This is a genomic window from Parabacteroides sp. MSK.9.14, assembly GCF_019041495.1.
GTDB classification, from domain to species: Bacteria; Bacteroidota; Bacteroidia; order Bacteroidales; family Tannerellaceae; genus Parabacteroides; species Parabacteroides merdae.
In genome coordinates, this window is record NZ_JAHPXO010000132.1 from 1 (window position 1) to 588 (window position 588).

The window sequence follows — 588 nt, forward strand, 5'->3', positions numbered from 1 at the left end:
TCATGCAGGATTTGGCGAATTATGCCAAGCAGCGCGGTGTGATGATCTATTTTGAGACCGGACAGGAAACGCCGACGACTTTGATTCGTGCCATTAAAGACATCGCTACTGGTAATGTGTTTATCAATTGCGACCTGGCTAATTTATTGATGTACGGAAAAGCGAATTCTCTTGATGCCGTGAAGCAGTTCGGCAGCCTTATCAAGGAATTCCATGCTAAAGACGGTAGATATCCGGACCCGAACAATCCGTATGAATTGGGAGCTGAAGTACCCATTCCTACCGGAGAGGTGAATTTCCCGGCTGTCATCGCAGAACTGAAGAAGCAAGGATTTCAAGGAGCATTGACTATTGAATGCGAATTGAATGGTGCAAGACATGATTATGTGATAAAAACACGTGAATATCTGCAAGGATTATTAGATAATTAGTATATTTGTCAGATATTATTTATATTATTAAAATAATAGGTTGCTAATCTATATAAATTATAATTTACTATGAGAACAAGCAGAAGAGGTTTTCTGAAAACTCTTGGAGGGGTTGCGCTCTTTTCGATTGTGCCGCGTCACGTATTGGGAAATGGGT

The 588-nt window shown here is 40.6% G+C and carries 2 protein-coding genes; both read left to right on the forward strand.

Features of this window, described 5'->3' with window-relative positions; all coding sequences use genetic code 11:
* A partial coding sequence (locus KTG12_RS21470; RefSeq protein ID WP_216945551.1) for a sugar phosphate isomerase/epimerase occupies positions 1 to 431 on the forward strand: 431 nt, incomplete at its 5' end.
* 69 nt (positions 432 to 500) lie between these two features.
* Positions 501 to 588: twin-arginine translocation signal domain-containing protein (locus KTG12_RS22045; RefSeq protein ID WP_122298928.1), on the forward strand; the 88-nt coding region annotated here is incomplete at its 3' end.